Annotated in this window: 25 protein-coding genes; 16 read left to right on the plus strand and 9 right to left on the minus strand. The window is 70.7% G+C overall.

Going from position 1 to position 26734, the window contains the following annotated elements; translation table 11 throughout:
• Positions 1-43 precede the first annotated feature (43 nt).
• Together ggt and dapF are read left to right on the plus strand one after the other, a co-directional pair.
• Positions 44-1906 carry a gamma-glutamyltransferase gene (gene ggt / locus AC57BS_RS11335; RefSeq protein WP_496411546.1) on the plus strand — a complete coding sequence of 621 codons (1863 nt, stop codon included), beginning with the start codon at positions 44-46 and terminating at the stop codon, positions 1904-1906.
• A gap of 28 nt (positions 1907-1934) precedes the next feature.
• Entirely contained in the window at positions 1935-2732 is a 798-nt protein-coding gene (dapF, locus tag AC57BS_RS11340; protein WP_496411547.1) for a diaminopimelate epimerase, read from the plus strand.
• On the opposite strand, the gene AC57BS_RS11345 is transcribed toward dapF, so the two are convergent.
• The gene (locus AC57BS_RS11345) at positions 2733-2948 is read right to left on the minus strand and encodes a hypothetical protein (RefSeq protein WP_496411548.1); all 216 of its coding nucleotides are present in this window, start codon (positions 2946-2948) and stop codon (positions 2733-2735) included. It lies immediately after the preceding gene.
• A 182-nt stretch (positions 2949-3130) separates the two neighbouring features.
• Between AC57BS_RS11345 and AC57BS_RS11350 the strand changes: the two genes are divergently transcribed.
• The 7 genes from AC57BS_RS11350 to AC57BS_RS11380 all read left to right on the plus strand — a co-directional run bounded on the left by AC57BS_RS11350 (position 3131) and on the right by AC57BS_RS11380 (position 12295).
• A complete protein-coding gene (locus AC57BS_RS11350) occupies positions 3131-3907 on the plus strand; it encodes an SDR family oxidoreductase (RefSeq protein WP_496411549.1) in 777 nt (258 codons plus the stop codon).
• Positions 3908-4035: 128 nt separating this feature from the next.
• The gene (locus AC57BS_RS11355) at positions 4036-4806 is read left to right on the plus strand and encodes an NYN domain-containing protein (RefSeq protein WP_496411550.1); all 771 of its coding nucleotides are present in this window, start codon (positions 4036-4038) and stop codon (positions 4804-4806) included.
• Positions 4807-4883: 77 nt separating this feature from the next.
• Positions 4884-5876, plus strand: a complete 993-nt coding sequence (locus AC57BS_RS11360) for a thrombospondin type 3 repeat-containing protein (RefSeq protein ID WP_496411551.1) — start codon at positions 4884-4886, stop codon at positions 5874-5876.
• Between the two features lie 61 nt (positions 5877-5937).
• Complete coding sequence (hflX, locus tag AC57BS_RS11365; RefSeq protein ID WP_496411552.1) at positions 5938-7521, plus strand: GTPase HflX; 1584 nt, start codon at positions 5938-5940, stop codon at positions 7519-7521.
• A gap of 99 nt (positions 7522-7620) precedes the next feature.
• Entirely contained in the window at positions 7621-9903 is a 2283-nt protein-coding gene (gene secD, locus AC57BS_RS11370; protein ID WP_496411553.1) for a protein translocase subunit SecD, read from the plus strand.
• 192 nt (positions 9904-10095) lie between these two features.
• Entirely contained in the window at positions 10096-10227 is a 132-nt protein-coding gene (locus tag AC57BS_RS11375) for a hypothetical protein (RefSeq protein WP_496411554.1), read from the plus strand.
• A gap of 67 nt (positions 10228-10294) precedes the next feature.
• Positions 10295-12295: an ATP-dependent DNA helicase gene (locus AC57BS_RS11380; protein WP_496411978.1), complete on the plus strand. Its 2001-nt coding sequence runs from the start codon at positions 10295-10297 to the stop codon at positions 12293-12295.
• Between the two features lie 150 nt (positions 12296-12445).
• Here the strand turns inward: AC57BS_RS11380 and AC57BS_RS11385 are convergent, their stop codons facing one another.
• The 5 genes from AC57BS_RS11385 to lexA form a co-directional block, all read right to left on the minus strand.
• Positions 12446-13189, minus strand: coding sequence for a sulfotransferase family 2 domain-containing protein (locus AC57BS_RS11385; RefSeq protein ID WP_496411555.1), 744 nt, complete (start codon positions 13187-13189; stop codon positions 12446-12448).
• Between the two features lie 13 nt (positions 13190-13202).
• Positions 13203-14501 (minus strand): alkaline phosphatase family protein, encoded by a 1299-nt coding sequence (locus AC57BS_RS11390; RefSeq protein ID WP_496411556.1) that lies wholly within the window; start codon positions 14499-14501, stop codon positions 13203-13205.
• Complete coding sequence (locus AC57BS_RS11395) at positions 14501-16183, minus strand: alkaline phosphatase D family protein (protein WP_496411557.1); 1683 nt, start codon at positions 16181-16183, stop codon at positions 14501-14503. The genes AC57BS_RS11390 and AC57BS_RS11395 overlap by 1 nt, the downstream gene beginning before the upstream one ends.
• Positions 16184-16249: 66 nt before the next feature.
• Complete coding sequence (locus tag AC57BS_RS11400) at positions 16250-17467, minus strand: NAD(P)/FAD-dependent oxidoreductase (protein ID WP_496411558.1); 1218 nt, start codon at positions 17465-17467, stop codon at positions 16250-16252.
• A gap of 57 nt (positions 17468-17524) precedes the next feature.
• Complete coding sequence (lexA, locus tag AC57BS_RS11405) at positions 17525-18247, minus strand: transcriptional repressor LexA (RefSeq protein WP_496411559.1); 723 nt, start codon at positions 18245-18247, stop codon at positions 17525-17527.
• A 135-nt stretch (positions 18248-18382) separates the two neighbouring features.
• Between lexA and AC57BS_RS11410 the strand changes: the two genes are divergently transcribed.
• The gene (locus tag AC57BS_RS11410; protein ID WP_496411560.1) at positions 18383-19174 is read left to right on the plus strand and encodes an SDR family NAD(P)-dependent oxidoreductase; all 792 of its coding nucleotides are present in this window, start codon (positions 18383-18385) and stop codon (positions 19172-19174) included.
• A 19-nt stretch (positions 19175-19193) separates the two neighbouring features.
• On the opposite strand, the gene AC57BS_RS11415 is transcribed toward AC57BS_RS11410, so the two are convergent.
• Positions 19194-19364: a hypothetical protein gene (locus AC57BS_RS11415; protein ID WP_496411561.1), complete on the minus strand. Its 171-nt coding sequence runs from the start codon at positions 19362-19364 to the stop codon at positions 19194-19196.
• Between the two features lie 170 nt (positions 19365-19534).
• Positions 19535-19693 (minus strand): hypothetical protein, encoded by a 159-nt coding sequence (locus tag AC57BS_RS11420; protein ID WP_496411562.1) that lies wholly within the window; start codon positions 19691-19693, stop codon positions 19535-19537.
• 131 nt (positions 19694-19824) lie between these two features.
• Between AC57BS_RS11420 and AC57BS_RS11425 the strand changes: the two genes are divergently transcribed.
• The 4 genes from AC57BS_RS11425 to AC57BS_RS11440 all read left to right on the plus strand — a co-directional run bounded on the left by AC57BS_RS11425 (position 19825) and on the right by AC57BS_RS11440 (position 22373).
• Positions 19825-20178, plus strand: a complete 354-nt coding sequence (locus AC57BS_RS11425) for a LysM peptidoglycan-binding domain-containing protein (RefSeq protein WP_496411563.1) — start codon at positions 19825-19827, stop codon at positions 20176-20178.
• 274 nt (positions 20179-20452) lie between these two features.
• Positions 20453-21007, plus strand: a complete 555-nt coding sequence (locus tag AC57BS_RS11430; protein ID WP_496411564.1) for a hypothetical protein — start codon at positions 20453-20455, stop codon at positions 21005-21007.
• 35 nt (positions 21008-21042) lie between these two features.
• On the plus strand, positions 21043-21828 hold the full coding sequence (locus tag AC57BS_RS11435; RefSeq protein WP_496411565.1) for a PKD domain-containing protein: 786 nt from the start codon (positions 21043-21045) through the stop codon (positions 21826-21828).
• Between the two features lie 230 nt (positions 21829-22058).
• Positions 22059-22373: a hypothetical protein gene (locus tag AC57BS_RS11440; RefSeq protein ID WP_496411566.1), complete on the plus strand. Its 315-nt coding sequence runs from the start codon at positions 22059-22061 to the stop codon at positions 22371-22373.
• 184 nt (positions 22374-22557) lie between these two features.
• On the opposite strand, the gene AC57BS_RS11445 is transcribed toward AC57BS_RS11440, so the two are convergent.
• Positions 22558-22890, minus strand: a complete 333-nt coding sequence (locus AC57BS_RS11445) for a hypothetical protein (protein WP_496411567.1) — start codon at positions 22888-22890, stop codon at positions 22558-22560.
• A gap of 348 nt (positions 22891-23238) precedes the next feature.
• Between AC57BS_RS11445 and nrdR the strand changes: the two genes are divergently transcribed.
• Positions 23239-23724 carry a transcriptional regulator NrdR gene (gene nrdR / locus AC57BS_RS11450; protein ID WP_496411568.1) on the plus strand — a complete coding sequence of 162 codons (486 nt, stop codon included), beginning with the start codon at positions 23239-23241 and terminating at the stop codon, positions 23722-23724.
• A 105-nt stretch (positions 23725-23829) separates the two neighbouring features.
• Positions 23830-26700: a vitamin B12-dependent ribonucleotide reductase gene (locus AC57BS_RS11455; protein ID WP_496411569.1), complete on the plus strand. Its 2871-nt coding sequence runs from the start codon at positions 23830-23832 to the stop codon at positions 26698-26700.
• Positions 26701-26734: the final 34 nt, after the last annotated feature.

Here is a 26734-nt window from a genome sequence, read left to right on the forward strand (position 1 = left end):
GGGGGCGGGCAGGGTGGACGGAACGACTCTCGGGAGGAACCCCATGCCCCACCTCGCCCGCCGCGTGAGCGCCACCCTCTCCGCCAGCGGCCTCGCCGTCGCGGCCGTCCTCGTCGGATCCCCGGCACCCGCCGAACCGGCGGCCCGGCCGTCCGCCCAGCCGGTCGCCGCGTCCGAGCGCCCCACCGTCAAGGACCCGACCGCGGTCGGCAAGGGCGGCGCGATCAGCACCGTCGACCCGGAAGCGAGCGCGGCCGGGCTCAAGGTGCTCAAGGCCGGCGGCAACGCCGTCGACGCCGCCGTCGCGGCCGCCGCGACCCTCGGCGTCACCGAGCCCTACAGCGCGGGCATCGGCGGTGGCGGCTACTTCGTGTTCTACAACGCGAAGTCCGGCAGGGTCCGCACGATCGACGGTCGCGAGACCGCGCCGCGCAAGATGCCGCAGGACGCGTTCATCGACCCGGCCACCGGCAAGCCCTACCCCTTCACCCCCGACCTCGTGACCAGCGGGGTCAGCGTCGGCACGCCCGGCACCCTGGCGACGTGGGAGAAGGCGCTGGGCAACTGGGGCACGTGGTCGCTCGCCGAGGCGCTCGCTCCCGCCACGAAGGTCGCGCGCCGTGGCTTCAAGGTCGACGAGACCTTCCGGCAGCAGACCCTCGACAACGAGGAGCGGTTCGCCGCCTTCAGGGACACCAAGCGGCTGTTCCTCCCGAAGGGAGACGCCCCCAAGGTCGGCTCCATCTTCCGCAACCCCGACCTGGCCTCGACCTACGACATGATCGCCCGGCGCGGGACGAGGGCGTTCTACCGCGGCAAGCTGGCGCGCATCATGTCCGACGTGGTGCGCAGGCCGCGCACCACGAAGAACAACGAGCTCCCGGTGCCCCCCGGCTACCTGACTCCACGCGACCTGCGTGACTACGAGGTGCGCTCGCAGCGGGCGACGCGATCGACCTACCGCGGGCACGACGTCTACGGCATGGCGCCGTCGTCCTCCGGGGGCACCACCGTCGGGGAGGCGCTCAACATCCTCGAGCGCTACGACCTGTCGGCGATGACGCCCGAGCAGGCACTGCACCACTACCTCGAGGCCAGTGCCCTCGCCTTTGCCGACCGCGGCAAGTACCTCGGCGACCCGGCCTACGTCGACGTCCCGGTCAGGCGGCTGCTCGACGACCGGTTCGCCGCCGAGCGTGCCTGTGCGCTCAACCCGGCCAAGGCCGCGACCAAGCCCGTCGCGGCGGGTGACGTGACGTCGTACGACGGGGTGTGCTCGCCGTCGTCGGCGAAGGGCGCCACCGACGCCGACACCGAGAACATCTCCACCACCAACCTCACGGTGGCCGACCGGTGGGGCAACGTCGTCGAGTACACGCTCACCATCGAGCAGACCGGCGGGTCGGGCATGGTCGTGCCCGGCCACGGCTTCCTGCTCAACAACGAGCTCACCGACTTCTCGACCGTCTACGACGCGGCCGACCCCAACCGCATCCAGCCGGGCAAGCGGCCGCGCAGCTCGATGTCGCCGACGATCGTGCTCAAGGACGGCAAGCCGTTCCTCGCGCTCGGCTCGCCGGGCGGCTCGACCATCATCACGACGGTCATCCAGATGCTGGTCAACCGCATCGACCTCGGCATGACGATCGAGGAGGCCATCGCCGCGCCCCGCGCGACCCAGCGCAACACGGTCAACGTGACGGCCGAGCCGGCGTTCATCGCGGCGTACGGTCCCGCGCTGACGGCACTGGGGCACACCCTCGTGCCGTCTGGCGACGCGTTCACCAGCGCCGCCGAGATCGGGGCGGCGACGGCGATCGAGTTCGGACCACGCAAGCGGCTGACCGCGGTGGCCGAGCCGAGCCGTCGCGGCAAGGGGTCCGCCAAGGTGGTCGACCCCCGCTGACGGTGGCGCGGCCTGCCACAATCGACGCGTGAGCTATCCCTTCCTCAAGGGCCACGGCACCGAGAACGACTTCGTGGTCCTGCCCGACGCGGACGGCACGGTGCACGGCGACGCCGACGGCGAGATGTCCGCCGACCGGGTGCGGGCGCTGTGCGACCGCCGCGCCGGCATCGGCGCGGACGGCGTGCTCCGCGCCGTACGCCGGGGTGACGGCTGGTTCATGGACTACCGCAACGCCGACGGCTCGGTCAGCGAGATGTGCGGCAACGGGGTCCGGGTGTTCGCTCGCTACCTCCACGAGCGCGAGGGCGAGGCGTTCCCGATGCGCATCCAGACCCGCGCGGGCGTCAAGGTCCTCGACCGCTCCGGCGACGAGCTGACCGCCGACATGGGCACGCCCGAGGTGCTGGGCGAGACCTCGGTGTCGGTGATGGGGCGCACCTGGCCCGCGCAGCACGTCTCGATGGGCAACCCGCACGCGGTCGCGTTCGTCGACAACCTCGCCGAGGCGGGCCCGCTCCTGGAGGCGCCCGAGCACGACGACGGCGTGTTCCCCGACGGCGTCAACGTCGAGTTCGCCGTACGCCGCGGCGCGCACCACGTCGCGATGCGGGTCCATGAGCGCGGATCGGGGGAGACGCGGTCGTGCGGCACCGGCGCGTGCGCCGTCGCGGTGGCCACGGCGCTGGCCGACGACGCCCCCCGCGGGACGACCTACCGCGTCGACGTGCCCGGCGGGACCCTCCACGTCGAGTGGACCGAGGACGACCGGATCCTGCTGACCGGCCCGGCGGTGCTGGTGGCCGAGGGCGTCACCGACCTGTGATCAGTGCTCACGCAGCAGCGTGAGCACCTCGTCGAGCTTGGTGTCGATCGTGTCCAGACGCTCGTTGAGGGTGTCCAACCGACTGTCGATCTCGTTGAGTCTGTTGCCATGACGCTGTTGTGTTGCCCAGACCGAGGCGAGAACCCCGCGAATCTCGTCCAGGTCAAGATCCGTGGTGGCGAGCGTGCCGGTGGGCCGTGCGGGCGTCATCGTCATGGCCCCGAATGTAGGTCGCCACTGTGCCACGCGACAGGGGTCCGCCGCGATCTGTGGACGCGGGTCTCGATACAGCCCGCGCGCCTTCGTACCTCAGCCGCTCGGCCACTCGACCTGGCCGGCCCCACGCGCCGACCTCCTGCGTCGGTCGTCGCTGCCCGCCTCACCTAGGATCCGGGGCCATGGACATCACCGGATCCACCGCCATCGTCACCGGCGGCGCGAGCGGCATCGGTGCCGCCGTCGCCCGAGCCCTCGCCGCCCGCGGTGCGACCGTCGTCGTCGCCGACCTCAACGCCGAGAAGGGCGAGGCGCTCGCCGCGGAGATCGGCGGCGTCTTCGCCTCCGTCGACGTCACGAGGACCGAGCAGGTCGCCGCGGCCGTGGAGGCCGCAGCCGAGATCGCGCCGCTGCGCGCGTGCGTCAACTCGGCCGGCATCGGCTGGGCGCAGCGCACGATCGGCCGCGACGGGCTGCTGGAGCAGGCCCACGACCTCGACGCGTTCCGCAAGGTGGTCGAGATCAACCTCATCGGCACCTTCGACGTGACCCGCCAGGCCGCGACTGTGATGAGCCGCAACGAGCCCGACGAGGACGGCCAGCGCGGCGCGATCGTCAACCTCGCCTCGGTCGCCGCGTTCGACGGCCAGATCGGCCAGGCGTCCTACTCCGCCTCGAAGGGCGGCGTCGTCGGCATGACCCTGCCGGTCGCGCGCGACCTGTCCGCGGCAGGCATCCGGCTCAACACCGTGGCGCCGGGCCTGATCGACACCCCGATCTACGACGCGTTCCCCGACCCCACGGAGTTCAAGGCCAACCTCGGCCAGAACGTGCTCTTCCCCAAGCGCCTCGGCCGAGCGGACGAGCTCGCCAGCATGGTCGTGGAGTGCCTCACCAACTCCTACATGAACGGCGAGACGATCCGCGTCGACGGCGGCATCCGGATGCCACCCAAGTGACGGTGCGCTGAGGCCCGGCTGGTCCAGACCGACGTCCAGCATCTGGGCGTTTCGATGCCTCCGACCGGGACGAGGGTGGATGGTGCGAGGGCACGTCTCATCTGCATCCGGCCTGTGGGGGGCACTCGATGGCACATCTGGCGGAGCCGCACGACGCGGCCCCCGGCGCGGCCGACGACCGCGCGCCCGGCGAGGGCGAGCTCGCCTCGCTCGTCCGCCGCTGGGTGGGCGCGCGCCGGTCCGGAGCCGCCGTACGGGTCGCGGAGGCACCCGCGACCACGCCCTACTGGCGTGACCGCAGCGAGGCCCCGGCTGTCCCCGAGCCGACCGCCGAGGCGATCCCTGTCGTGGAGGCACCCTCCGTGAGCCGCGCAGACGTCGCCGAGGAGCGCGCGCCGCGGATCCCGGCGCTGCCGCTCCGTCCGGCCGCGGAGGACACCGAGCACGCCACCCGGCTGGCGGTCCTCATCGACGCCCGCCGCGTCTCCGAGGACGTCGCGGCGGGACTCCTCACGCGGCTCGGTGACCGCGGGTCGGTCAACGTCTGCCGTGCGTACGCCGACTGGCGCCGCTCAGACCTCGGCTCGTGGGTCGAGCGCCTGCGCCGCCAGGGGCTGCACTCCTTCCACCAGTTCGCCGACGGGGACGACCAGGCCCTGGTGGCGCTGGCCATCGACGCGGTCGACATCGCCCGCGAGGCGTCGGTCGACGAGGTCGTCCTCGCCGGTGACATGACCTCGATGCTGCCGCTCGTGCACCGGCTGCACGGTGCCGGCGTCCGGGTGGTCGTGGTCGGTCGCGGGCACACGCCCCACGACGTACGGGCCGCGTGCGACGAGTTCCTCGACGAGGACGCTCTCGTCGGCGAGTCCGCCCCGGCCGGACGCCACCGCGCCTGACCGCGCCTGACCGCGCCTGACCGCGCCCGCCCCCCGCGGGTGTTGGCCGTCGGCCCAGTCAGGCCTAGCCTGACGCGATGCGTCCCCAGATGGCCCGACTCGCCCTGACCGGTCTCGTCGCCGGCTTCGTCTCCGTCGTGACCCCGGTGTCGACGGCGGTGGCCGTCCCGGTGCCGTGCGTGGTCACCACGACCGGTACGGGCGGGGTGGTCGCCGCTGCCGGTGACACCTTCGCCACGACGGCCTTCGAGCTGGTCGCGCCGTCCTCGGCGGCCAACGTCGAGGACGTGGACGTGGAGGTGTCGCTGGTCCACGACAACGCCTCGCAGGTCAGGGTGCGGCTCGCCCACGCGACGACCAGCATCCTGCAGCGCCGCTTCGTCGACAGCGGTCCGCAGGTGCGCCCGCTGACGTGGGACGACGAGGCGGCCTCCGCCTACGGTCCGACGTCCCTCGCAGGGACGTACCGCCCCGACGAGCCCCTCGCGGAGCACGACGGCACCGCCGCCCAGGGCCAGTGGCGCCTGCTGGTCGACAACTGGGCTGGGTTCCGCGGCCGGGTGGAGTCGTGGTCGGTGCGGGTCAGCTACTCCGCCTGCGACGCCGACGACGACGGGGCCGAGGACCACACGGACAACTGCACCGGCGTGGCGAACCCCGACCAGTCCGACCGGGACGCCGACGGCATCGGCGACGCGTGCGACGGCGACACGGACGGGGACGGCCTCGTCGACACCGTCGACGGCTGCCGCCTCGTCGCCGCGGCCACCCCCAGCGGGTGCCCGTCGGTCGGGACGCGGACGCGGCTCGGCAAGGAGAAGGGTCGCCTGGTCGGACGCGTACGCTCCGACGTCCGCGCCTGCCGGTCCGGCGCCGAGGTCACGCTCAAGCGCGCGAAGCCCGGGCGCGACCTCAGGCTCGTCGTCCTCCGTGCACGCTTCTCGGGCCGGTTCACCACGCGGATGCCCCGCGCCGCGGGCCGCTACTACGTCGTGGTCCGCTCGCAGTACGTCCCGGGGGTGGCCGAATGCGCCTCGAGCCGCTCGAAGAAGGTGCGCGTGCGCCGCTGAGCCCACCCGTACGGAGAACTCGTTAGCGCAGGTCGTCGCGCCGACCTACCCTTGTCGGTATATGACGAACGCACCTGCCCACCCACCGACTGACGGCCCGGCGGCCGACTTCACGCTGCGCGACGCCCTCGACGCCACCCGCGGCTGGGACGACGAGACCATCCAGCTCGACGACGAGCTCCTCGAGGACGGCCTCGACACCGGCCTCGAGGACGACGTCGACGACGACTTCGAGTCCGGCTACGCCGACGAGGACTACGACGAGACGGACCCAGAGGAGCTCACCGTCGGCGCCCAGGAGCTCGCCGAGCGGCACGCGCTGCGCCGCGTCGCGAGCCTGCGCACCGAGCTCGAGGACATCACCGAGGTCGAGTACCGCCAGCTCCGCCTGGAGAAGGTCGTGCTCGTCGGCGTGTGGACCGAGGGGTCCGTCACCGACGCCGAGAACTCCATGGCCGAGCTCGCGCTGCTCGCCGAGACCGCCGGCTCCGAGGTGCTCGAGGCCGTCTTCCAGCGACGGCAGAAGCCCGACCCCGCGACCTACATCGGTCGCGGCAAGGTCGAGGCGATCCGCGAGATCGTGCAGGCCACCGGCGCCGACACCGTGATCTGCGACGGCGAGCTCGCCCCCAGCCAGCTGCGCAACCTCGAGGACAAGATCAAGGTCAAGGTCGTCGACCGCACCGCGCTGATCCTCGACATCTTCGCCCAGCACGCCAAGAGCAAGGAGGGCCAGGCGCAGGTCGAGCTGGCCCAGCTGCAGTACATGAAGCAGCGCCTCCGCGGCTGGGGCGGCAACCTGTCCCGCCAGGCCGGCGGCCGGGCCGCCGGCGGTGAGGGCATCGGTGGCCGCGGTCCCGGTGAGACCAAGATCGAGACCGACCGCCGCCGGATCAACACCAAGATCGCCAAGCTGCGCCGCGAGCTCAAGGAGATGCGCGGCACCCGCGACGTCAAGCGCCAGTCGCGCCGTCGCAACCACATCCCCAGCGTCGCGATCGCCGGCTACACCAACGCCGGCAAGTCCTCGCTGCTCAACCGGCTGACCGACGCCGGCGTCCTGGTGGAGGACTCGCTGTTCGCGACGCTCGACCCCACCACGCGTCGTACGACGACCAGTGACGGACGCATCTACACGATGTCCGACACCGTCGGCTTCGTCCGTCACCTCCCGCACGGGCTGGTCGAGGCGTTCCGCTCGACGCTCGAGGAGGTCGCCGACTCCGACCTGCTGCTCCACGTGGTCGACGGGTCGCACCCCGACCCCGAGGGCCAGATCGCCGCGGTGCGGGTGGTGCTCGCCGAGATCGGGGCCACCAAGGTCCCCGAGATCATCGTGATCAACAAGGCCGACGCCGCCGACCCGATGGTGATCAGCCGACTCAAGGCGCGCGAGCCGCACAGCGTGGTCGTCAGCGCGAAGACCGGCGAGGGCATCGAGGAGGCGCTGCGGACCATCGAGTCCGAGCTGCCGCGCCCACAGGTCGAGTTCGACGTGCTGCTGCCCTACGAGCGCGGCGACCTGGTCAACCGCATCCACCAGGAGGCCGAGATCGGCTCGATGGAGCACACCGGCGACGGCACGCTGGTCGTCGGCCGGGCCAACGCCGACCTCGCGGGCGAGCTGGCGGCGTACGCCCGCTGACCGGCTGACCTGAGGCGGAACCTTCCTCGGTGCTGCCCCGTTGGACACTTCCGTGCCCTGATTGGGGCGTTCCAAGTCTCGTGGTGGAGGATGTCGCGCATGTCACGTGGTGTCTGGGTTCGCTTCATCCTCGTGCTCGGCCTGCTGGCCGGGTGCGCGGCGCTCGCCGTCAACGTCAAGCCCAACCTGGGCCTCGACCTGCGGGGCGGCGCGCAGTTCATCTTCCAGGCAGAGGGCACCGAGCAGACCCCGGCCACCGCCGAGAACGTCGACAAGACCCTCGAGGTGCTCCGCGGCCGCGTGGACGCCCTCGGTGTCGCCGAGTCCGTCCTGGTCCGCCAGGGCGAGAACCGCATCCTCGTCGAGCTCCCGGGCGTCACCAGCGACGAGGAGGCCCAGGAGGCCGAGGAGCGCATCGGCAGCACTGCCAAGCTGACGATCCACGAGGTCATCGCGACCGCGCAGCCCGAGGCCGAGCCGAGCGAGGAGGGCAACCTCGTCCTCCCGTCCGACCAGGGCGACACCCTCGAGGTCGGCCCGACGGTCATCCAGGGTGAGGAGATCAGCGGTGCCAGCGCGGTCCAGCGCGAGCAGAGCGTCGAGTGGGTCGTCGCGATCGACTTCAACGGCCCCGGCGGCAACACCTGGGCCGACATCACCGGCACGGCCGCCTGCAACCCGTCCGGCGACCCCAAGCGCCGCATCGCGATCGTCCTCGACGGCGAGATCATCTCCTCGCCCGAGGTCAACGAGACCGTCGGCTGCGACGTCGGCATCCGCGGCGGTTCCACCGACATCACGGGCAACTTCACCTCGGAGGAGTCCAAGGACCTCGCCGCCCTGATCGAGGGTGGCGCCCTGCCGCTCGAGCTGCGCGCGATCTCCGACCGCCTCGTCGGCCCCTCGCTCGGCGCCGCGGCGATCGACGCCTCCATCGAGGCCGGCATCATCGGCTTGCTGCTCACCGGACTCTTCATCGTGATCGTCTACCGCCTCGTGGGCCTGATGGCCACGGTCGCGCTGGCGTCGTACGCCCTGCTCGCCTACGCCATGCTCGTCGGCCTCGGGTCGACGCTGACGCTGCCCGGCCTCGCCGGATTCGTGCTCGCCATCGGCATGGCGATCGACGCCAACGTGCTCGTCTTCGAACGAGCGCGGGAGGAGTACGCCGCCTACCCGTCCGCGGGGCTGCGGCGCGCCCTCCAGGTGGGGTTCAACAAGGCGTGGACCGCGATCATCGACTCCAACGTCACGACCCTGCTCGCGGCAGCGCTGCTGTTCTTCCTCGGCTCCGGTCCGATCAAGGGCTTCGGTGTCACCCTCTCCATCGGTGTCATCGCGTCCATGATCTCGGCGCTCATCATCGCCCGCGTGCTGTGCGACCTCGCCGTCTCCAACAAGGGCGTCTCGCGCCGACCGGCCATCAGCGGCCTGAGCGACGTCGGCAAGGTGCGGGCCTGGCTGGACCGCAAGGACCCCGACATCATGAAGAACCGCGGCCGCTGGCTGGCCGTCTCGGGCGCCGCGATGGTGTTCGCCATCGCGGGCATCGCGCAGGGGCTCAACCTCGGCGTCGAGTTCACCGGTGGTCGCCAGCTCGACTACTCGGTGAGCCAGGACGTCACGATCGAGGAGGCCCGTACGGCCGTCGCCGACGCCGGCTTCCCCGAGGCCGTCGTGCAGACCGCCGAGACCGCCAACTTCACTGTCCGCACCGGCGAGATCTCCAACGAGGAGGAGCAGCGGATCGAGGAGGAGCTGGCCGCGATCGGCGGTGACGTGGAGAAGATCGACGACCAGCAGATCGGGGCGTCCCTCGGCGAGGAGCTGCGCAACAACGCGCTCATCGCCTTCGGCGTCGCCTTCCTCGTCCAGCTGCTCTACCTCGCCTTCCGCTTCAAGTGGACCTTCGGCGTGTCCGCCGTCATCGCGATGGCGCACGACGTGCTGCTCGTGGTCGGCATCTTCGCCTGGCTGGACAAGCCGATCGACGGCATCTTCCTGGCCGCGGCGATGACCATCATCGGTCTCTCCGTCAACGACACCGTCGTCGTCTTCGACCGCGTCCGCGAGCGCTGGTTCGCCTCGAAGCCAGAGGACGACTTCACCGTGCTGGCCAACAAGGCCGCGGTCGAGACGATCCCGCGTACGGTCAACACGGGCCTCGGCACGATGTTCATCCTCGCCGCGCTCGCGATCCTCGGCGGCGACTCGCTGCGCGACTTCTCGATCGCGCTGCTCATCGGCCTGATCGTCGGCACCTACTCCTCGATCTTCACCGCCACCCCGCTGGTGACCTACTTCCACGAGAAGTGGCCGATGAGCCGGGTCAAGAAGGAGCGGGTCGAGCGGGCGCCGGAGGACTCCGGCGCGGTCGTCTGAGGCGCTTCTTCGTCGGCGCCAGCGCCTCTCGCAGAGTCCCCGCTCGAGCGGGGACTCTGCCACTGGGAGGGGCGTACAACCCCCTCCAGGTGTCGGACCTCCCCTCCGAGTCCCGCTCCAGTCCCCTCCCGACGGCCCCCGCCGACCCCGAAGCGCCCCGCCCGGCTGGGCCGCCGGGCGTACGATCGGCGCATGCTGTGGATCCTGCTGATCGTCGTCCTGGGCGTGGTCGCCTACCGCTACCGGGTCAAGCTCCTCGCGCGCATCCTCGGCCAGCCCGAGCGCCGCATCGAGCGCCAGCTCGGGCGCAAGAAGAACTACTGAGCCCCACTCCCTGAGCTCCACTGTGGATGGCGTCCGACGTCGTGTCGGCGCCGCCCCGTAGGGTTCTCTGGTGCCCGAGACCGACACCGCCAGCGCGCCCGTCCAGGAGCTGCTGGCCACCGCGGTCGGCGCCCTCGGAGGCCAGCAGCGCGACGGCCAGGTCCAGATGGCGACCGAGGTCGCCGAGGCCATGGAGGAGGGCCGCCACCTCCTCGTCCAGGCCGGCACCGGCACCGGCAAGTCGCTGGGCTACCTCGTCCCGGCGATGCTCCACGACAAGCGCGTCGTCGTCGCCACCGCGACCCTCGCCCTCCAGCACCAGCTCGTCGAGCGCGACCTGCCGCGGCTCGTCGAGGCGGTCAAGCACGTCCCCGGCCTCGACACGTCGTACGCCGTGCTCAAGGGCCGCTCCAACTACGCCTGCCTGCACCGCATCCGCGCCGGAGTCCCCGACGACCAGGGCACCCTCGTCGACGTGCCGACGGGCTCCATGGCCGAGAAGGTCCTCGAGCTGCGGGAGTGGGCGGAGGAGGAGTCCGAGGCCGGCGGCAGCGGCGAGCGTGACAACGCCCCGCGCCACACCGACCGCGAGTGGCGCCAGGTCTCGGTCAACCACCGCGAGTGCCTCGGTGCGAGCAAGTGCCCGTTCGGGGCGGAGTGCTTCGCCGAGCTCGCCCGCGAGAAGGCCCACCGCAGCCACCTGATCGTCACCAACCACTCCCTCCTCGCGATCGACGCGATCGAGGACGTGCCGATGATCCCCGACTACGACACGGTCGTCATCGACGAGGCCCACGAGCTGACCGCGCGCGTCACCCAGGCCGCGACCGACGAGCTCGGCGTCTCCGACATCGAGCGCGCCGCCCGGCGCGCGAGCCGGTGGACCGCCGACGCCGCAGGCGACCCCGCCGGCGACCTCGAGGACGCCGCCCAGCAGCTCGCCGAGGCGTTCGACGCGACCTCGCCCGGCCGCATCGACCAGGTGTCGACCCAGCTCTCCGACGCCCTCGTGCTCGTCCGCGACGCCGCCCGCGCGTGCCTCTCGGCCTTCCCGCGCGAGTCCGGCGGCGAGGGCGAGGGCGACGCCGGACGCACCCAGGCCAAGGGCATGGTGCAGGAGGTCTTCGTCAACGCCGAGCGGATGGCGGCCGGGTCGCAGGCCGACGTGCTGTGGCTGGGCGAGGCCCGCGACAGGTTCCCGGCCCGACTCCACGTCGCCCCGCTCCAGGTGTGGGGCCCGATGCGCGACAAGCTCCTCACCGACAAGACGGTCGTCTTCACCAGCGCGACCCTGATGCTCGGCGGCGAGTTCGGCGCGGTCGCGACCACGCTCGGCCTCAAGCCCACCGAGCGCCTCGGGTCGCAGGTCGCGACCACCGACGACGAGACCTCCCTGCCGTGGAAGGGCATCGACGTCGGCTCGCCCTTCGACTACGGCCAGCAGTCCATCCTCTACGTCGCCCGCCACCTCCCGCAGCCCGGCCGCGACGGCCTCGGCCCCGCGCAGCTCGACGAGATCTGCGACCTCGTCGACGCCCTCGACGGTCGCACGCTCGGCCTGTTCTCCTCCCGTCGCGCGGCCGAGACGGCCGCGGAGGCCGTACGCACCCGGCTGCCGCACCTGACCACGCTCGCGCAGGGCGACGCGCAGCTGCCCGAGCTGGCCAAGCAGTTCGTCGAGGACCCGCACACGTGCCTGTTCGGCACGCTGTCGCTGTGGCAGGGCCTCGACGTCCCCGGCGACACCTGCCAGCTCGTGATCATCGACCGCATCCCGTTCCCGCGCCCCGACGACCCGCTCATGTCAGCGCGCCAGCGCGCCGCCGACCAGGCCGGTGGCAACGGCTTCATGCAGGTCGCGGCCACCCACGCCGCGCTGCTCCTCGCGCAGGGGACCGGCCGGCTGATCCGTACGACCTCCGACCGCGGCATCGTCGCGGTGCTCGACCCGCGGCTCGAGACCGCCCGCTACGGCCGCTTCCTCAAGGCGTCGCTGCCGCCGATGTGGTCGACGACCGACCCGGCTCTCGTGCGCCAGGCGCTCAAGCGGCTGGGCCAGTCGGCCTGACCGCGCGGCTCACGCGGGCGGGCTGCTGCACCGCCGGGCCCGGGACGTCATGGCGAGCGGTCGCCCGGGCAGCCGGCGGCCATGACGTACGAGCCTGACGTCATGGCGAGCGGTCGCCAGGGCAGCCGGCGGCCATGACGTACGCCGACGTCAGTAGGGCGGCGCGTAGCCGAAGAGCTGGTAGTCGCGGGCGTACATCCGCGCGACGAGCTCGCGCAGCTCGTCGGAGACCTGCCGGTCGCGGCCGCCGGGGGCCGTCTGGTTCTTCGGCGCGGTCGGCACGGCGGGCGCCCCGATCCGCTCGCACACCTCGCCGAAGTCGCGGTCGAAGGTCTCGAGCCGGCCGACGAAGTCCACCCGGTTGAGGTCGATCATCCTGCTCTGCAGCGTCAGGTGCTGGTCGGTGCCGGGCACCGCGGACAGGTCGTGCCCGGCGGTCCACCGGGCGAACTCCTCGACCCGCTGCATCCGCTCGTGGGTGGCGGGGTCGAAGTCGTAGTAGTTGTGGTCCACGACCTTGTCGTGCCATGCCGAGACGAACCGGTCGAGCGGGTCGCGGACGAAGGCGAACGTGAAGTAGCCGGCGAAGCTCGCCAGCGGGTAGCGGATCCGCATGGCGTGGTCGACGTCCATGCTCACGCCGTGGGTCTCGCAGTGGTGGCGGATCGTGCGGGTCGCGACCTTGGCCACGCGGTACCAGACGAACCGGTGGCTGTGGCTGATGGTCAGGTTGTACGCCAGGGGGCTGAGCCACGCGGACTGCTCACCCGCCGCGACCAGCCGGTCGACCTCGGCCTGCGCCTCCGGGGTCAGCCGCCGCCGGTTGCCCGGACGCGTACGGAAGAGCAGCGGGTCGGGGTGAGGGTCGGGAGCGTCGTGGCCGGCGGATGACATCGGCGCGAGGCTACTACGGCAGCCGCGACCTGCCGTCGTACCCGCCTCGCGGCGCCCCCACACCGAAGAAGTCCGCCAGCGTCGGCGCCACGTCGATCGTCGCCGCCTGCATCGAGGAGGAGACCCCGGTCGGCACCCGCGGGTGACCTCCGGCCAGGAAGAACGGGATCGGCATCGTCGAGGGGTGGCCGTGGTTGCCGGGGATCGGGTTGGACCACTGGTCGGGGTCGCTGAAGCGCCAGCCGGCGCGGGCGTAGGCGATCACGTCTCCACTCAGCGGACCCGTGCGCAGTGACGGCGTGACCCGCGGGTCGTGGGCGGCCAGCACGCCCGGCACCGCCGAGGCGAGCGCGATCATCCGCGCCACCGCGGCGTCGAGCAGCGCGGGGTCACCGGTCCAGTAGAGGAGGTCGGCGCCGCCGTTGTCGGCGATCACCACCTGGCCGGCCAGCAGCGGGTCGGCCTCGAGCGCCGGCGTGAGGTGGATGAGCTGGTGCGGGAGCGACCAGTCCATCGAGTGGTCGGCGAGCACGGCGACGAGCGCGTGCTGCCACTGCCCGGACGACTTCAGGAGGTCGACGAAGCGGCCGACCTGCACGTCGGTGGCCGCCAGCGCGGCCTGCCGCGCAGCCTTCACGTCGAGGGGCCCGGTGAGGTCGGAGTGGCCCATCCGGTCGATGTCGCCGAGGTTGACGAAGACGAGGTGCGGGTCGTGCTCGCGCACCATCGCGAGCGCCGCCTCCATGGTGAAGGCGTCGGGCGCATGCCCGGAGACGGGCACGATCGGCGCCGGCTCCCACCGGTGCGTGGCGCGGCTGCCGAAGATGCCGTAGAGGTACTCCTTGCTGAGCACGGTGCCGGTCGTGAGGCCGGCGCGGCCGAGTCGCTCGATGACGGTGTCGACCCGGATGTCCTCGGGCCGGTCCATGTCGCGCACCTCGCCAGTGGTGCGGTCGAAGATCGAGTTGGCCGGTACGCCGCTGCGGTCGGGCCGCACGCCGCTCATCATCATCACGTGGTTGGGGATGGTCTCCATCACCGGCAGCGAGGTCGCCCGTGGGTGGTTCAGCCCGCCGTCGCGCAGGGCGCTGGTGCGGGGCATCAGGGTCGGCGTGATCTCGTCGGGACGGCACCCGTCGAGCACCAGCACGTACGCCCGCTCCCGCGTCGCCGCGCGGGCGGCGCCGGCCGCGCCGGGCAGGCTGGAGATCGCGACCCCGGCAGCGCCGGCGGCGAGCAGGGTACGGCGGCCGGTGCGGATCTCGCGGCGGCCGCGCTCGAAGGCGCCGCCGGACCTCTCAGGCGCGCACATCAGGCACCACCCACCGGCGCGCTGACGGCGTGGACCTTGTTGGTCCCCGACCGGGAGGCCCACGACGCGGTCCACGAGGAGCCGGCGTCGCGGTCGGCGCGGTCGCCGATGACGTACCAGTCCATCTGCACCCGCTCCGGCGTGACGTCGAGGACGGAGTAGCCGTGGTCGTCGAAGTTGAGGTACTTCACGTGGCGGTTGTTGGCCTGGATCACCGCCTCGACGGCGAGCGACGAGGTGCGCGGCGGGGTGCCGGTGATGTCCTTGAGGTTGTTGGACGTGACCGAGGTGCACACCAGCTCGACACCCGCGGAGTCGCCGAGCGGGTAGGTCGAGGCGTCGTAGGGCAGGTCGCACGCCCAGCCGGAGTGGATGTCGCCGGTCAGGAACACGACGTCGCGCAGACCCTGGTCGCGGATGTGGTCGAAGAGCTCGCGGCGGTCCTCGGTGTAGCCGTCCCACTGGTCGACGTTGTAGGGCGCACCGTCGCGCGGCAGCAGCCCGGCGACGTCGTTGACCGGGTCGACGAGGTCGTGGGGGAGCTGGGCGAAGGTGACCGGGGCGATCATCACGGGGTTGCCGACGAGCTTCCACTGCGGCCCCTCGCGCCGCAGCTTCTGCTTGAGCCAGTCCATCTGGGCGCGGCCGGTGATCGTCCGGCCGGAGCCGTCCGTAGGGCTCGGCACCGGGCTCGGCGCGGGCGTGCTGGCCTGCTGGTCGCGGTACGTGCGCAGGTCGAGCATGCTCAGCTCGGCGAGCGCGCCGAACCGCAGCGTGCGGAACAGGCGGGTGCCGTCACCGGTCGCAGCCGTGCCGGACATCCGAACCGGCATCCACTCGTCGTACGCCCGGTGTGCGGCGGCGCGACGGACGGCGTAGTCGCCCTCGTCGGGCTGGTGGTTCTCCGCGCCCTCGCGCCACGCGTCGTTGGTGACCTCGTGGTCGTCCCAGGTGACGATGAAGGGGTGCCGCGCGTGCAGGGCGCGCAGGTCGGGATCGGCCTTGTACTGGGCGTGGCGCTGGCGGTAGTCGGCCAGCCCCACCATCTCGCGCGCCGGCACGTGCGGGCGGATGTCGGTGTTGGCGCGGCCGTAGCCGTACTCGCCGGGGGCGTACTCGTAAAGGTAGTCGCCGAGGTGGATCACCGCGTCGAGGTCGTCGCGCGCGGCGAGATGACGGTAGGCGCTGAACCAGCCGGCCTGGAGGTTGGCGCACGACACGACGCCGAACCGCAGGCGGTCGGGGCTGGTGGTCACGGCCGGTGCGGTCCGCGTCCTGCCCACGGGGCTGGTGCGGCTGCCCTGGGCGAAACGGAAGAAGTACGCCGTCGCCGGCCGCAGCCGGGTCGCGTCGACCTTGACCGTGTGGTCGCGCGCCGCGCCGGTGGTGGTGCGTCCACGCCGCACGACGTCGCGGAAGCCCGCGTCGGTGGCCACCTCCCACGTCACGCTCACGTCCGGCCCGACCCCGGAGCCGGGGGTGGCCGCCGGCGTCGGGGTGACGCGGGTCCACAGCACGACCGCATCGGGTAGCGGGTCGCCCGAGGCGACTCCGTGCTGGAACGGCTCGTGCGCGGTCGCGCGGGCACTCGAGGTGGTGCCGGCCACGGTGGCGGCACCGGCGGCGGCGCCGGCACTGCCGGCGATCACGGCTCGTCGGGTGAGGTGTGGTGAGGGGGTCACGGGTGGTTCAACGACGCACCCGCGCGAAGATCACGCCCTGCTGCGAGTGTTCACCCGCCGTTCAGCTCACCCGAACGGGATGCGCCCCCGCAGCGACTCCGGGTCGGCCACCGGGTTCTGGCCGGTCTCCTTGATGACCTCGCGGGCCTTGTCGACGCTGTCCCAGACGTTCCAGAGGACGACCCCGCGGACCTGCCCGGACCTGAGGTAGTAGACGACGCCGGTGCCCATCTCGCCGTCCTTCCAGTCCTCGACCAGGTCGAGCGCGCTGCTGGTCTCGCCGACCGCCTCGTAGCCCGCATCCAGGATGTCGGACCAGAAGAACGGCGTGTAGTCGTACGCCGCGTCGGCGCCGGCCATCACCTTGCCGGCGTGCTCGCCGGACTTCTCGGCGTGGTCGACGTGCTCGACGCGGCGGCGGCCGAGGAGGGCGTCGGGGTAGGACGCGACGTCGCCCGCGGCGTACACGTCGGGGTCGCTGGTGCGGAGGCGGTCGTCGACCACGACGCCGTTGTCGACCTCGAGGCCCGCGGCCTCCGCGAGTCCGGTGCGCGGCAGCACGCCGACGCCGATCACCGCAGCGTCGGCGACGATGTGGGAGTCGTCGTCGAGGCGGATCCGTACGCCCCCGTCGTCCTCCTCGCCACCAGAGACCGAGCCGTGCACGATCGTCACGCCGCGGTCGGCGAGCTCCTTGGTGAGGTGGGCGGCCAGGGCGCGGGGGAACATCTGCTCCTGCACGTCCTCGAGGTCGAGGACGAGGGTGACGTCGATGCCGTTCTGCACCAGCGCCGAGGTGATCTCGGAGCCGATGTAGCCGCCGCCGACGACCGCGACGTGGCTGCCGTTCGCGGCGACCGCGCGCAGCCGCTCGTAGTCGGCGGCCGTGCGGTAGTAGATGACGCGGGGGCCGGGGGCGACGCCCAGCACGCGGGGCTCAGCGCCGGTGGCCAGCAGGAGCTTGCCGTAGCCGACGCTGCTGCCGTCGGCGAGGCGTACGGCGTGGGCGCCGCGGTCGATCGCGGTGACGGTCGTGTCGGTGAGGAGGTCGACGGCGTCGTCGTCCTCGAGGTCACCGGCGAGCGAGCTGCCCTCGAGCGTCGCGTCGTCCTTGAGCCAGAGGTCCTTGGTGAGCACCGGCCGGTAGACCGGCTTGTCGGGCTCGGAGCCGAGCACGCCGATCGAGCCGCTGGCGTCCTCGGCGCGGATGCCCTTGACGGCGCTGGCCGCGGCAACTCCCGCTCCGACGATGACGTAGTCGTAGGTCTTCTCGACGTCGCTCATCTGACCATCGTGTCCCGGGGGTGGGCACCGTTCAATGGCGGCCCACCCCTACGGTGCTCAGAGGCTGCGGAGCACCGCCGTCACGACGCCGAGGATCGTGGCGTTGTCGCCCGGGATCGGGTCGTAGGCGTCGTTGTGGGGGAGCAGCCAGACGTGGCCGTCCTTGCGCTGGAAGGTCTTGACCGTGGCCTCACCGTCGATCATCGCAGCGACGATCTGGCCGTTGGTGGCGGTCTGTTCCTGGCGGATCACGACGTAGTCGCCGTTGCAGATGGCGGCGTCGACCATCGAGTCACCGGAGACCTCGAGCAGGAACAGCGTGCCGTCGCCCACGAGCTGCTTGGGCAGCGGGAACACGTCGGTGACCTGCTCCTCGGCGAGGATCGGGCCACCGGCGGCGATGCGGCCGACGACCGGGATGTTGACCGCGGTGGGGGCGACGTCGCCGATGCCGGTCTCGTCGACGCTGGACTCCTCGCCGCTCGAGATGGAGCGGCGGGCGGCCATCACCTCGGGCAGGAACACCTCGAGGGCGCGGGGCCGGTTGGGGTCGCGCTTGATGAAGCCCTTGCCCTCGAGCACGCGCAGCTGGTGGGCCACGCTGGAGGACGAGGTGAGGCCGACGGCCTGGCCGATCTCGCGCATCGACGGCGGGTATCCCTTGGTCTCGAGCGAGTCCTTGATCGTGGCGAGCACGCGCTGCTGGCGCGGCGTCAGCCCGGTGGCGTCCGGGGGGCCGTCGGGCATCTCGATGACGTTCTTGTCGTCCTGCTTGGCCATGGCGTCCTCCACTGCGGGGTGCTCCCACCGTCCGCGCCGGGCGGGAGCCGTGCGCTCACCGTAGCCCTCCGGGAGCCGTGGGATCAAACACCTGTTCGAAGCCGCGTGTCGCTACTTTGTCGCTAGTGTCGGCGGATGCAGACCTCGTGCGTCGTCACCGGTGGAGCCCGCGGGATCGGGCGTGGGATCGCGGAGCTGATGGTCGCGCGCGGCCACGCCGTCGTGATCGGCGACCTCGACGGGTGGGCGGGCGCTGCGACGGCGGCGGAGATCGGCGCGGTCGCGGGCCTCGCGCAGGACGTACGCGATCCCGCCTCCCACGTCCTGGTCGCGGAGGAGGCGGCGCGCCACGGGGCGCTGACGTCGTGGTTCAACAACGCCGGCGTCGGCGACGACGGCGCCCTGACCTCGCTGTCGGAGAAGCAGGTCCGTCGCCTCGTGGAGGTCAACCTGCTCGGGACGACGTGGGGCACCCGCGCCGCGCTGGCGGCCTTCGGGCCGGCCGGGGGAGACGTCGTCAACGTCGCCTCGTTGTCCGGGCTCGGGCCGGTGCCTGGCTACAGCATGTACGCCGCGACGAAGGCCGCGGTCGTCTCGCTGTCGGCGTCGGTCAACGCCGAGGCGCCGCGCGGGGTCCGGGTCCACGCGCTGTGCCCCGACGGGGTGGACACCGCGATGCTGGCCGCGCAGGACCCGAACGGCCTCGGCTCGCAGCTGACCCACTCCGGCGGCCCGATCCTCGGCGTGGCCGAGGTCGCCCAGGCGGCCGTCGCGCTGGTGGGCTCGCGCCGCGTGGTGCGGACCCTGCCGGGCTGGCGCGGGGGAGTGGTACGCGGCGCCGCGCTCGCACCGGGCGTCACGCAGCACGCCGCGTCGCTGTTCGCGGCGCAGGGGCGCCGCGCGATGCGCCGCCGCGCCGCCCGCTGAGCGGTCTCCTCGATCGGGGTCAGGGCAGTCGCACCTGGCCGTGCTTCATCTTCCAGAGGAAGTACTTCTCGAAGCCGAGCTTCATCGCGTGCGCCTGCGGGCCGGGGATCAGCACGCCGTGCTTGCGCGGCGGCAGCATCTTGTCGGCGAGGATGATGACGCCGTTGTTGCCGGCGTCCATCACGCACACGGCGGGGATGTCGCCGAACGCCTTGTGCGCGTCGGGTGCCTCACCCTTGACCTGCGCGGCGATGTGCGACCGCTGCCGTGCGGAGGATGACCTCCTGGCCGGGGAACGGCGGGATCATCGCGTACCCGAAGTCGAGCGTGCGCGCGTCGGCCAGCACCAGCCGGCCTTCTTCAGCTGTAGCTGGTGTTGAAGAGGAACTCGTACGCCGCGCCGAAGCAGCCGGCGCCCTGGGTCGCGCCGGTTGCGGGTAGGTCCGTTGATCCCCTCCGGACCAAGCCCTTCAGGGGATCGAACATTTGTTCGTCACGGTGCTTGACCTGTTCGAACACGTGCTCTAGCGTCGTACACACGTTCGATCGAACGTCTGATCGACCTCCGGTGGCCCAGGCCACTGTCGGTGGGTCCGACTAGACATTCGCTCGACAGAGACATCCGGCTGAATCTTCCCCAGGAGGCCACCATGAGCACCCTCAGCCTTGCCCCCGCTTTCGCTCCCGTCCCCGTACGCCGCGGCTCGACCGTGCGGCTGACCCGACGCGGGCGGCTCGTGGTCTTCCTGACTTCGCTGTTCCTCGTGCTCGCCGCGGCCTTCATGCTCGCCGGCGGCGCCGTCGGCACCGACGAGGCCGGCCAGCCCGCCCCGACCGAGATCGTCCAGGTCGCACCCGGCGACACCCTGTGGGGGATCGCCAGCGAGATCGCGACCGACGGCGACGTCCGCTCCATGATGAACGAGATCGAGCGGCTCAACGCCCTCGAGTCCGCCGGCCTTGCCGCCGGCCAGAAGCTCCGCGTCCCTGTCGTCTCCGACTGACGCGCGAGGCCTCCATCAGCCGCTTCGACCCCGGCTGGTGGAACCAAGGGGAAGACCGAGGGGCGGGCCTGTGGGCCCGCCCCTCGGCGCATTTCAGTTTCGGTGGTCGCGCCTTCGACGGTCGGGTAGCCCGCCTTCGATGGTCGCGTAGGCCGTGAAGCGGTGCCCTGAGTGCCGGTGAGGGACGAGCCGGCGTATCTTCTCGGGCGCCGGGTTGTCCACAGGCTTTGCCATGGGTCTGGTTCAGAACGCACCCGAATGGGTAGTTTCACCCGTGCTGACGTTGTTCTCGGGAAGGCACTTCATGCACGTACGCCGCGCACTCGCGCTCACCCTCACGGTCCCCGTCCTCTTGGCCGGGTGCTCCGACGCCCCGGAGCCCACTCCGAAGATCCCGGAGTCGACGAGCTCGTCCCCGACGCCCAGCCCGACGGAGTCGGAGGAGCCGGAAGCGGAGAGTCCGGAGGAGTTCATCCGGCGCTGGGTCGAGGCAAACACTCACATGCAGAACTCCGGTGAGGTCCAAGAGTATTCAGCGCTGTCCAGCAAATGTCGTCCGTGCCTGCAGACCGCCAAACGAGTCGAGCAGATCTACGCCAACGGGGGTTTCGTCAAGACCGACGGCTGGATCCTAGGGAAGGTCATCGATCGCTCTGGCGCGACAGGCAATCCCGTTCTAGACCTGGAGATCGAGTCCTCGCCCACGACATTCAAGGAGCGAGTGGATGCTGAGACTCAGAAGCTGCCAGGTGGCGACATCGTGATGCGGGTTCGGCTCACTCCTTCTGCTCCATGGCAGGTGGTTCGCCTCACTCAGGTGCCGTCTTGAGTGGCGCCGGACGCGCATCCCGTAGCTGCCTCTTGGTGCTCGCGGTGCTGTTTGGTCTAGTTGCATCGACTTCGAGCGCAGCTCAAGCGGAGGTTGTCGAACGGTGCTATGAGGTGGTCGATCTCAACGTGGTTGAGGTCAAGTGCGAGTACTCGGCCAAGTCCATCCGTGCGGCGCAGTTCGCTGAACCAGGTGCTGTCTGGAAGGTGTACCAACTCTGCAAGGACGGGACCTCCGGTGGCGTCGAAGCGTGCTCAAATCCGCGGGCCTGCACGATAGGGGGGCGGATCGGAACTCTCTATGCGGTCTTCAAGGACGGCGTTCGAGAAGGCATCGCGTGCCTGACCGCTGGCGAAGCCGGAGACATTGAGGCGCCACCAATCCGAGAACTGGTGATTGCTCAGTTCCGTGAGCTCGATTGGAATCCATCAACGGTCGTGGTTCAGCCCCCTGGGGGAAAGACACTGGTCAATCTGGATACGAACTTCTACACGAGTAACAGCCGCGAGCAGAACATCGAGGTTCGGCTAATGGGGCGGAATGTCATCGTGACCGCCCACCCGATTGCCTACCGGTGGAACTTCGGCGACGGCACGTCCACGACCACGACAAACCCGGGGGCGCCGTACCCGAACCTCGACGTCGCTCATGTCTACGAGCAGGTCGACGAGGTCGTCGTCAGCGTTGACACGCAGTACGGAGACGCGAGCTTCACGGTCAACGGCGGCCCGCCCGAATCGATCCCGTCGACCCTCTGGGTCGCCGGCGCGGCTCAGGACCTCGAGATCCTCGAGGCGCTACCGCAGCTCGTCCTCGAGTGATGGTTCGGGGACTCGGCCGTTGGTTGGCGGTCAGCGCAGCTGCTTCCACGATGTGGGGGTGCGGGACCGGGGGTGAGGGGGCCTTGCCAGCGAGTCCCGACCCAGGCGCCGGCAGTCGACCAGATGAGCCGGCGTCGGCAGAGTCGCCCGACTCAGCCTACTTCTCACAGGATCGCCAGAACCCGAGGGCATTCCTCCGGGACCTCGAGGCTGCCAGCGACAAGATGCAGGTGACGGGCAGGACCGCCAAGTACGCCTCGAGAACGACGGGCTGCGTGCCATGTGAAGGCTTCGTCGAGACGGTGAAGGAGGTCTACGCGGCCGACGGGACGGTCGACTTCGCAGGTTCGTCGATCGTGCGGATCGTGAAGGCGCAGGGATCGGACTCGGTGTACCTCCTCACGAAGGACGTGGCTCCCACCGTCGTTCACCACGGGGATGGACGTCTGGAGAAGTACCCAGGCGGACGAACCACCTTCAGATACATCCTCGAACCCGATGGGGACAGCTGGAACGTCGCTCACTTCGCCATCGAACCCAGCTGACCATCAGACGGTCGCAGTTCACTCGCACCAGGTACGAGCGGACTTCGTGCTTGGCCAACGCGCGCCCGAGCACCCGACAGTGCGGCGCCTGTGATTCACCAGGCGCACCACAGCCACAGCACAAGCGCTCAGCCAGCAAGATCGTGGCAGTTCCGAGCCACCCGGTGACCCAGAACCTCCACGATCACCGCGCGGCGCGCTTGCCGCCGACGGGGCGCGGGGGAGCGTCGGGGGACGGGGGCGCCGAGGTGACCCCCAGGACGCGCATCATCCGCCCGACCAGGAGCAGGCCGACGAAGAGGCAGGCGATGGCGCCGGCGCTGGCCAGCGCCATGAAGGTCCAGGCAGACGAGTTGCCCTCGCGGGCGGCCGTACCGAAGTCGATCGCGGCGTACACGAGGTAGCCCCAGGCCACCGCCAGGAGGGTGGTCGCGGCGCCCAGGAGCAGCGCCGCCTTGTTCAAGGTCCGGGGCTGGCTGGCGCCTCGGCGCGACCCTGCTCTCTTCCCCGCGGACACGGGGTCCATTGTGGCGGATGTGACCTGAGTGGGGCAGCCGAACGACCCAGAAGGAGGGGCCGACACGCCGCCGCTGGACCACCTCGCAGCGCACTGACCTGCGGTTTTGTCGCGGGCCCGAAATTGATCCGACGAGGTTCGGCATTCACTTGCCATGCGTTGTGGTCGGGGCGTACGGTTACCACTACATCTAGTAGTTACACCGCTGTAGTTATCCACATCTGGTGCACAGGCTGAGGGCGTGAACCCACAGGCACAGGCTAGATGTCCACAGGAAGATCCACAGGCGCCACCCCGTTATGAGGGTGTACGAACCGCGCCCTGAACGTACCCGGGAGGAGGGCCGCCATGCACTGTCCCTACTGCAAGAACGAGGACACCAAGGTCCTCGACTCCCGTGTCGCCGACGACGGTGGCTCGATCCGCCGCCGGCGTACGTGTGCGGCCTGCGACCGCCGCTTCACGACGGTCGAGAAGATGCAGCTCACGGTGCTCAAGCGCTCCGGCGCGACCGAGCCGTTCAACCGCGACAAGGCGATCGCCGGCCTCCGCAAGGCCTGCAAGGGCCGCCCGGTCACCGACGCCCAGCTCGCCTGCCTCGGCCAGGAGGTCGAGGACGCACTCCGTCTGAGCGGGCAGGCCGAGTTCGACGCCAACGACGTCGGCCTCGCGATCCTGGCGCCGTTGCGGGCGCTCGACGAGGTGGCGTACCTCCGGTTCGCCTCCGTCTACCGCGCGTTCGAGTCGGCGGACGACTTCGACGCGGAGATCAAGATGCTGCGGCTCGAGCGAGCCGCGGACGATCAGCCAGCGCATCCGGCGCATTCGGGCTGACCCACATGCGGCCCGGCAGGTAGTGGGGAAGCTGCCTGCCGGGCCTTCCAAGCAGCCGCGAGAAGACTCGCGAAGTTGAAGCAGAACCAGGGAAGAGGAGAACCCATGACCGAGACGGTGAGCACCCGCGCGAAGGCGAGGGGCAAGGGCCTGAAGATGGAGCGCGTCTTCAGCACCGAGGGCACCCACCCCTACGACGCCATCACGTGGGAGCGTCGCGACGTCGTCCAGCAGAACTGGAAGACCGGCGAGACCGTCTTCGAGCAGCGCGGCGTGGAGTTCCCCGACTTCTGGTCGGTCAACGCCTCGACGATCGTCACCACCAAGTACTTCCGCGGCGCCGTCGGCACCGACGCCCGCGAGTGGAGCCTCAAGCAGCTCATCGACCGGGTCGTGAAGACCTACACCAAGGCCGGCGCCGACCACGGCTACTTCGCCACCGACGCCGACGCCGAGATCTTCGAGCACGAGCTGACCTGGCTGCTGGTCAACCAGTACTTCTCCTTCAACTCTCCCGTCTGGTTCAACGTCGGCACCCCGTCGCCGCAGCAGGTCTCGGCTTGCTTCATCCTCTCGGTCGACGACTCGATGGACTCGATCCTCAACTGGTACAAGGAGGAGGGCTTCATCTTCAAGGGCGGCTCCGGCGCCGGCCTCAACCTCTCCCGCATCCGCTCCTCCAAGGAGCTCCTCTCCTCCGGCGGTACGGCCTCCGGCCCCGTCTCGTTCATGCGCGGCGCCGACGCGTCCGCCGGCACCATCAAGTCGGGCGGCGCGACGCGTCGTGCGGCCAAGATGGTCGTCCTCGACGTCGACCACCCCGACATCGAGGAGTTCGTGATGACGAAGGCCAAGGAGGAGGACAAGATCCGCGCCCTCCGCGACGCCGGGTTCGACATGGACCTCGGTGGCGCCGACATCACCTCCGTCCAGTACCAGAACGCCAACAACTCGGTCCGCGTCAGCGACGAGTTCATGCGCGCGGTCGAGGACGGCACCGATTTCGGCCTGCGCTCGCGCGGCACCGGCGAGGTCATCGAGACCGTCGACGCCCGCGACCTGTTCCGAAAGATCAGCGAGGCCGCCTGGGCCTGCGCCGACCCGGGCCTGCAGTACGACGACACGATCAACGACTGGCACACCAACCCCGAGACCGGCCGCATCACCGCGTCCAACCCGTGCTCGGAGTACATGTCGCTCGACAACTCCTCGTGCAACCTGGCGTCGCTCAACCTGCTGAAGTTCCTCAAGGACGACGACACCTTCGACGCCGCCCTCTTCGCGAAGGCCGTCGAGTTCATCATCACCGCGATGGACATCTCGATCTGCTTCGCCGACTTCCCGACCGAGGCGATCGGCCAGACCACCGTCGACTACCGCCAGCTCGGCATCGGCTACGCCAACCTCGGCGCGCTGCTGATGGCGATGGGCCTCGGGTACGACTCCGAGGGTGGCCGCTCGATGGCTGCCGCGATCACCTCGCTCATGACCGGCACCTCCTACAAGCGCAGCGCCGAGCTCGCCGCGATCGTCGGGCCGTACGCCGGGTACGCCCGCAACGCCGACGCCCACAAGCGCGTGATGCGCAAGCACCAGGCGGCCAACGACGTCGTCCGCGTGCTGCACACCGAGGACGGCCGCGTGCACAAGCTGGCCACGAAGGCGTGGGCCGACGTGATCAAGCTCGGCGACAAGAACGGCTTCCGCAACGCGCAGGCCTCGGTCCTCGCGCCCACCGGCACCATCGGCTTCATGATGGACTGCGACACCACCGGCATCGAGCCCGACTTCTCGCTGGTGAAGTTCAAGAAGCTCGTCGGCGGCGGCTCGATGCAGATCGTCAACCAGACCATCCCGCGGGCCCTGAAGAAGATGGGCTACCAGGAGGAGCAGGTCGAGGCGATCGTCGCCTACATCGCCGAGCACGGCCACGTGATCGACGCGCCCGGCCTCAAGACCGAGCACTACGAGATCTTCGACACCGCGATGGGCGCCCGCTCGCTCAAGCCGATGGGCCACGTGCGGATGATGGCGGCCGCGCAGCCGTTCCTCTCCGGCGCGATCTCCAAGACGGTCAACCTGCCCGAGTCGGCCACGGTCGAGGAGATCGAGGACGTCTACCTGCAGTCCTGGAAGCTCGGGCTGAAGGCGACCGCGATCTACCGCGACAACTGCAAGGTCGGCCAGCCGCTGTCCGATGGTGGCGGCAAGGCCAAGAAGGACGCGGCCGACAAGGCTGCCTCCGACGCGGCTGTCGAGACCAAGGTCGTCGAGAAGGTCGTCTACGCCCCGGTCCGCAAGCGCCTGCCGAAGTCGCGCGTCTCCCGCACGACGTCGTTCACCGTCGGCGGTGCCGAGGGCTACATGACCTCCGGTGCCCACGACGACGGCCAGCTCGGCGAGGTCTTCCTCAAGCTCGGCAAGCAGGGCTCGACCCTGGCCGGCGTGATGGACGCCTTCTCGATCGCGGTGTCGATCGGCCTCCAGTACGGCGTGCCGCTCGAGACGTACGTCTCGAAGTTCACCAACCTGCGCTTCGAGCCCGCCGGCCTGACCGACGACCCGGACGTGCGGATGTCGCAGTCGATCATGGACTACATCTTCCGCCGCCTGGCGCTGGACTACCTGTCCTTCGAGGAGCGCTCGCAGCTCGGCATCTACTCCGCCGAGGAGCGCCAGCGCCACCTCGAGACCGGCTCCTACGAGCCGCTCGTGGAGGAGACCGGCTCGGCGTCCGAGCTCGTCGAGACCCACGACCACATCGACGTCGAGACCAAGGACACGCACGGCTCCGAGGCCCGCGAGGTCCCGGCCCACGTGACCACGGGCGAGGCGAAGACCACCGCCGAGCTCTTCGAGAAGCTCACCGGCACCGCCGTCGACTCCCCGCTCTGCATGACCTGCGGGACGAAGATGCGCCCGGCTGGCTCGTGCTACGTGTGCGAGGGCTGCGGGAGCACCAGCGGCTGCAGCTGACCCCGGTGCTGGGAGATCGGCCTCGACGCCTCGG

Source organism: Nocardioides sp. BGA-UO-ETr-FS32, from assembly GCF_059567905.1.

What these genes read in the sequence shown, in the direction of transcription:
- lexA (WP_496411559.1), bottom strand. Translation starts at nt 18,247, where the DNA reads ATGGCCAAGCAGGACGACAAGAACGTCATCGAGATGCCCGACGGCCCC.
- AC57BS_RS11425 (WP_496411563.1), top strand. Translation starts at nt 19,825, where the DNA reads ATGAGCACCCTCAGCCTTGCCCCCGCTTTCGCTCCCGTCCCCGTACGC.
- AC57BS_RS11345 (WP_496411548.1), bottom strand. Translation starts at nt 2,948, where the DNA reads ATGACGATGACGCCCGCACGGCCCACCGGCACGCTCGCCACCACGGAT.
- AC57BS_RS11385 (WP_496411555.1), bottom strand. Translation starts at nt 13,189, where the DNA reads ATGTCATCCGCCGGCCACGACGCTCCCGACCCTCACCCCGACCCGCTG.
- AC57BS_RS11390 (WP_496411556.1), bottom strand. Translation starts at nt 14,501, where the DNA reads ATGTGCGCGCCTGAGAGGTCCGGCGGCGCCTTCGAGCGCGGCCGCCGC.
- AC57BS_RS11350 (WP_496411549.1), top strand. Translation starts at nt 3,131, where the DNA reads ATGGACATCACCGGATCCACCGCCATCGTCACCGGCGGCGCGAGCGGC.
- secD (WP_496411553.1), top strand. Translation starts at nt 7,621, where the DNA reads ATGTCACGTGGTGTCTGGGTTCGCTTCATCCTCGTGCTCGGCCTGCTG.
- ggt (WP_496411546.1), top strand. Translation starts at nt 44, where the DNA reads ATGCCCCACCTCGCCCGCCGCGTGAGCGCCACCCTCTCCGCCAGCGGC.
- hflX (WP_496411552.1), top strand. Translation starts at nt 5,938, where the DNA reads ATGACGAACGCACCTGCCCACCCACCGACTGACGGCCCGGCGGCCGAC.
- AC57BS_RS11410 (WP_496411560.1), top strand. Translation starts at nt 18,383, where the DNA reads ATGCAGACCTCGTGCGTCGTCACCGGTGGAGCCCGCGGGATCGGGCGT.
- AC57BS_RS11375 (WP_496411554.1), top strand. Translation starts at nt 10,096, where the DNA reads ATGCTGTGGATCCTGCTGATCGTCGTCCTGGGCGTGGTCGCCTACCGC.
- AC57BS_RS11355 (WP_496411550.1), top strand. Translation starts at nt 4,036, where the DNA reads ATGGCACATCTGGCGGAGCCGCACGACGCGGCCCCCGGCGCGGCCGAC.
- AC57BS_RS11455 (WP_496411569.1), top strand. Translation starts at nt 23,830, where the DNA reads ATGACCGAGACGGTGAGCACCCGCGCGAAGGCGAGGGGCAAGGGCCTG.
- AC57BS_RS11400 (WP_496411558.1), bottom strand. Translation starts at nt 17,467, where the DNA reads ATGAGCGACGTCGAGAAGACCTACGACTACGTCATCGTCGGAGCGGGA.
- AC57BS_RS11360 (WP_496411551.1), top strand. Translation starts at nt 4,884, where the DNA reads ATGCGTCCCCAGATGGCCCGACTCGCCCTGACCGGTCTCGTCGCCGGC.
- nrdR (WP_496411568.1), top strand. Translation starts at nt 23,239, where the DNA reads ATGCACTGTCCCTACTGCAAGAACGAGGACACCAAGGTCCTCGACTCC.